Annotated in this window: 4 protein-coding genes and 1 pseudogene; 3 read left to right on the top strand and 2 right to left on the bottom strand. The window is 73.0% G+C overall.

The genetic code is table 11. From position 1 onward, the window contains the following. The 3 genes and pseudogenes from FJ251_13440 to FJ251_13430 all read left to right on the top strand — a co-directional run. A partial coding sequence (locus tag FJ251_13440; protein MBM4118710.1) for a winged helix-turn-helix domain-containing protein occupies window positions 1–171 on the top strand: 171 nt, incomplete at its 5' end. A 168-nt stretch (window positions 172–339) separates the two neighbouring features. Further along, window positions 340–498 (top strand): annotated as a pseudogene (locus tag FJ251_13435) (deoxyribodipyrimidine photo-lyase). 37 nt (window positions 499–535) lie between these two features. Next, window positions 536–1,501, top strand: a complete 966-nt coding sequence (locus tag FJ251_13430) for a DUF1722 domain-containing protein (GenBank protein ID MBM4118709.1) — start codon at window positions 536–538, stop codon at window positions 1,499–1,501. Between the two features lie 9 nt (window positions 1,502–1,510). On the opposite strand, the gene FJ251_13425 is transcribed toward FJ251_13430, so the two are convergent. Together FJ251_13425 and guaB are read right to left on the bottom strand one after the other, a co-directional pair. Continuing rightward, window positions 1,511–3,613: a hypothetical protein gene (locus FJ251_13425; GenBank protein ID MBM4118708.1), complete on the bottom strand. Its 2,103-nt coding sequence runs from the start codon at window positions 3,611–3,613 to the stop codon at window positions 1,511–1,513. A gap of 53 nt (window positions 3,614–3,666) precedes the next feature. Further along, window positions 3,667–4,968: IMP dehydrogenase (gene guaB, locus FJ251_13420; protein MBM4118707.1), on the bottom strand; the 1,302-nt coding region annotated here is incomplete at its 5' end.

Raw genomic sequence — 4,968 nt, 5'->3', positions numbered from 1 at the left:
GAGACGATCATCGATCGCATCTGGGGCTACGACGCCTACCCGAGCACGCGCACCGTGGACAACTTCATCCTCGGCCTGCGCAAGCTGATCGAGCCCGATCCGGCGAGGCCCCGCTACCTGCTCACCGTGCACGGCAAGGGCTACCGGCTCTTGCTCGAGGAAGCCGACTAGGCCGTGGCCGCACCGCTGATCCCCGTCTTCGTGCACGAGGCCGAGGGCGACTGGCCCCCCGGCGCGGCCAGCCGCTGGTGGCTGCACCACTCGCTGGCCGCGCTGCCCGCGCCCGGCGGCCTCGCGCCCGCGCGGCTCTGGGCGGCTTCGCTGCCCGCCCACGCCGACCTCGCCGCCTGGCAGCGCGGCGAGACGGGCTACCCGCTCGTCGATGCGGGCATGCGCGAGCTCTGGACCACGGGCTGGATGCACAATCGCGTGCGCATGGTCGTCGCCTCCTTCCTGACCAGGCACCTGCTCATCGACTGGCGCGAGGGCGCGCGCTGGCGGCCTACCAGATGATCGTCCGCAAGGAGAGCATGGCGTGAGCGAGGAACGGCGCATCGCGGTGGGCGTGAGCAGCTGCCTGCTCGGTGAGATGGTGCGCTACGACGGCGGCCACAAGCGCAGCCGCTGGCTGACCGACGTGCTGGGCGGCTACCTGCGCTGGGTGAGCGTCTGCCCCGAGCTGGAGATCGGCCTCGGCGTGCCGCGGCCCTCGCTGCGGCTCGAGAGCAGCGAGGCGGGCCCGCGGCTGATCGAGCTCAAGACGGGGCGCAGCCTCACGCAGCGGATGCAGGAGTACGCCCACGCTCGCGTCGAGGAGCTGGCCGGCCTGGGCCTGCGCGGCTATGTGCTCAAGAAGGACTCGCCGAGCTGCGGCATGGAGCGCGTGAAGGTCTACGACGCGGGCGGAGTGCCCGCCAAGAATGGCGTGGGCATCTACGCTGCGGTGCTGGCGGCCGCGCTGCCCAACCTGCCGCTCGAGGAGGAAGGGCGACTGGAGGACCCGCGGCTCAGGGAGAACTTCGCGGTGCGGCTCTTCGCCTACGATCGCTGGCTCGCGCTGCGCGCCGCGGGCTGCGCGCCGGGCGACCTCGTGCGCTTCCACACGGCGCACAGGATGCAGCTCCTCGCCCACTCGCCGCGGGGCGCGCAGCAGCTCGGGCGGCTCGTGGCGCGCGCTGGGGCCACGGCGGTCGCCGATTGGCCGGCGCTCCTGGACGACTACGAGGCCGGCTTCATGGCGGCCCTCAAGCGCGTGGCCTCACCGGGCCGGCACGTGAACACCCTGCAGCACCTGGCCGGCTTCCTGAAGGAGCGCCTCTCGGCGGCAGAGACGCGCGAGCTGGCCGGGCTGATCGAGGAGTACCGCGCAGGGACGCTGCCCTTGATCGCTGCGCTCACGCTGCTCGGCCACCACCTGCGCCGGCTCGAGCACCCCTGGGCCGAGGCGCAGAGCTACCTGGCGCCCTACCCGCGCGAGCTGGGCCTGCGCAGCGCGATCTAGGCCGACCGCTCAGGGTGCCGCGAACGCCGCGCGGTCGCAGCCCCAGCCCCAGGCGCGCGGGTAGCGGTTCATCGTCCAGATCTCGCCCTCCTTGCCCACGCCGCCGGTGGCGTAGTCGTCGTGGCCGCCCGTGTCGAGGAAGAGGCCGAGGGTGGGCAGGTCGTCGCGGAAGCTGCTGAAGGGCGCGTAGCGCGTCGTCGAGCCGAGGGGCGGCGTTGCCGTCCAGTCGCCTTGGGCGAGGGTCTGCGCGAAACCGTAGCGATCGTCGCCGCGGCGGTCCCAGAAGAGCCCGATCGAGGCGAGGTCCGCCGAGCCGCCGCAGTGGCTGCGCAGGGTGTAGTCGTCGTTCCCGTCGCCGTCGATGAAGACGCCGATCGCGCCGTCGCGGGCGTGGCCCTGGTACTGGTTCTTCGCCGTGTCGTTGCCCGCGTTGTAGCGGTCGTCGCCGGCGAGATCGACGTGGATGCCGAGGGCGAAGTGCGCCGCTGCGCCGGAGGAGTACTTGCCGTTGCGGTAGCGATCGTTGCCGCCGCGGTCCTCGAGAATCCCCAGGCCCCACCAGTAGCCGCAGCCCTGCGCCCAGGCCTGCGCGTGGTAGTCGTCGTCGCCGGCGCCGTCCACGAGCAGGCCGACGCCGCCGGCCAGCGAGTGGCCGTCGCCGAGGTCGGCGCGCCGGCCGTAGCCGCAGCCCTGGCTCATCGCCACCGACTGCCCCTCGTAGAGGGCCGAGATGTTGCCGTCATCGCGCGCCTCGTAGCGGTCATTGCCCGCGAGATCCAGCAACAGGCCCGTGCCCAGCGTGCTGCCGATCCCCTGCGACTCCAGCGCGCAGGAGTAGGTGTCATTGCCCGCGAGATCGACGAGCGCGCCCAGGCCCACGAGGCCCGCGCCCTGGCCCCAGCGGCCGACCGTGAAGTAGCGGTCGTCGCCGGCGTAGTCGACGAGGAGGCCGCTGCCGAAGGCGCCGCAGCCCAGGCCCGCCGCGCGCACGCGGTAGTCGTCCTGGCCGGCGAGATCGAGCAGCAGGCCGACGCCGCCAACCGCGGCGCCGAAGCAGCCCGCGGGGGCGAGGGTGGAGTCGGCCAGCGCGGGGTCGCTGTAGGCGTCGTCGCCGGCGAGATCGAGGAGCAGGCCTATCGGGGCGGCGAGGCCGGTGGGGGCGGCGTAGGCGGCGCGGTAGCGATCGTTGCCGCCGATCTCGACGACGAGGAAGGCCGGCGTCTCGTGCCGGTCGTCACCCGTGCCGCCGAGCAGCAGCTCGCCGAGCGGAGTGGCGAGGCGGCGCGTCGCGATGGGCGCGCCAGGGAGCGCGGCAACGCCGCCCGCGGCGGCGAACTCGGCGAGTGCCCACTCGACGTGCCTGAGGAGCAGCACGCTGCCGTAGGCGAGATAGGCGCGGTCGGTGCGCGCAAGCAGCTCCCAGCTCTCACGGCGCTGCGAAGCCAGCTGATCGAGCTCCTCGTCCGCCTGCAGCGCGAGGCCGAGGGCGAGGAGATCCTCGGCGCGAACGGCGTCCAGCGTGGGCTGGTCGCAGGCGCGGGCCGTGAGCTCGGGAGGGAAGGCCGCGCGCAGCCAGGGGGCGGCCGCCTCGGCGCCGGCGTAGAGCCGGCCGAGCAGATCGCGGAGCGCGGGCGGCAGGTCCTGCCAGGCCTCGCCAGGCAGCGCCGGCGCCGGCGCCGCGGCCAGCTCGGTGCGGTAGGCGGCGGAGACATCCTGCAGCAGGTAGCCGCGCCGCGCGATCTCACCGAGCCCACCCTGCTCCCAGCCGGCGCCGAAGGCGGGCAGCTTGGCGGCCTCGTCGAGGAATCCATCGCTGGCAGCGCCGGCGAAGCGCGGCAACAGGGAGACGTCGGCGAAGGCGCGCCGCACGGTCTCGAGCAGGAGCGCGTCGCGGCCGAACTGGCGCATCGCGTCGGCCGCGTAGCCGATCGGCTGGCCGGGCAGCCCGATCGCCCCCTGAACTTCCGCCCAGAGCGTTGGCGGCAGCGCGAGGTCCTTGCGCGCGGGCCCGGGGAAGGGCAGCGGCGCGTTCGCCTCGGCGGCCGCGACGCGGAGGGGTGAGAGAAGGACGGCGAGCAACGAGAGGCCGAGCACGAGTGAGCGGAGCGTCACGCGGCACCTCCGGGTGCGGACTCGGGCCGGGCGCGCGGGCGATCGCGGGGCGCTCAGCTCACCGAGTAGTTCGGCGCTTCCTTGATGATCGTGACGTCGTGCGGGTGGCTCTCGCGCTGGCCGGCGCCCGTTACGCGCAGGAACTCGGCGTTTGCGCGCAGCTCGGCGAGCGTCGCCGCGCCCTGGTAGCCCATGCCGGCGCGCAGGCCGCCGCACAGTTGGAAGATCGAGTTGTGCACGGGGCCCTTGTAGGGCACGCGGCCGACGATGCCCTCGGGCACCAGCTTGCTCTCGGCGGCGCCCTCCTGGAAGTAGCGATCGGCGCTGCCCTCGCGCATGGCGTCCAGGCTGCCCATGCCGCGGTAGACCTTGAAGCTGCGGCCCTCCGCGAGGACGGTCTCGCCCGGGCTCTCCTCGGTGCCGGCGAAGAGGCCGCCGAGCATCACGCTGTCGGCGCCGGCGGCCAGGGCCTTGGTGATGTCGCCGCTGTACTTGATGCCACCGTCGGCGATCAGCGGCACGCCCGCTTCGCGAGCGACGGCCGCCACCTCGAGGATCGCCGTGATCTGCGGTACGCCGACGCCGCTGATCACGCGCGTCGTGCAGATCGAACCCGGGCCGATGCCCACCTTGACGGCGTCGGCGCCGGCCGCGATCAGCTCCGCCGCCGCCTCGGCCGAGGCGATGTTCCCCGCCACCACGGCCTGCTGCGGGCAGCGCGCCCGCACGAACTTGACGGCGTCGATCACGTTCTGGCTGTGCCCATGCGCCGTGTCGATGACTACCGCGTCCACGTGAGCGGCGACGAGCCGGTCCAGGCGCCGCTCGAGGTCCTCGCCGACGCCGACGGCCGCGGCCACGCGCAGGCGGCCGTTCTCGTCCGAGCAGGTGAAGGGGTAGTCGATCTTCTTCTGGATGTCCTTGACCGTGATCAGGCCCTTCAGCTCGCCGCGCTCGTCCACTACGGGCAGCTTCTCGATGCGGTGCCTGTGCAGAGTGGCGCGGGCCTCCTCCATCGTGGTGCCCACGCGCACCGTGACCAGGTTCTCCCGCGTCATCAGGTCGCTGACCGGGATATTGAGCTTCTCGTTGAAGCGCAGGTCGCGGTTCGTGAGGATGCCGACCAGCTTGCCGCCCTCGGTGATCGGCACGCCCGAGATGCGGAAGCGCCGCATCAGGTCCTGCGCCTCGGCGACCAGCGCCTTCGGCGAGAGCGTGATCGGGTTGGAGATCATGCCGCTCTCGGAGCGCTTGACCATGTCCACCTGCTCGGCCTGGCGCTCGGCGCTCATGTTCTTGTGGATGACGCCGATGCCGCCCTCGCGCGCGATGGCGATCGCCATGTCCGCCTCGGT

Source organism: bacterium (assembly GCA_016873475.1).
Lineage (GTDB): Bacteria > Krumholzibacteriota > Krumholzibacteriia > JACNKJ01 > JACNKJ01 > VGXI01.
Note: the sequence above shows the minus strand (reverse complement) of the source record. Positions and strands in the feature narration are given on the sequence as shown.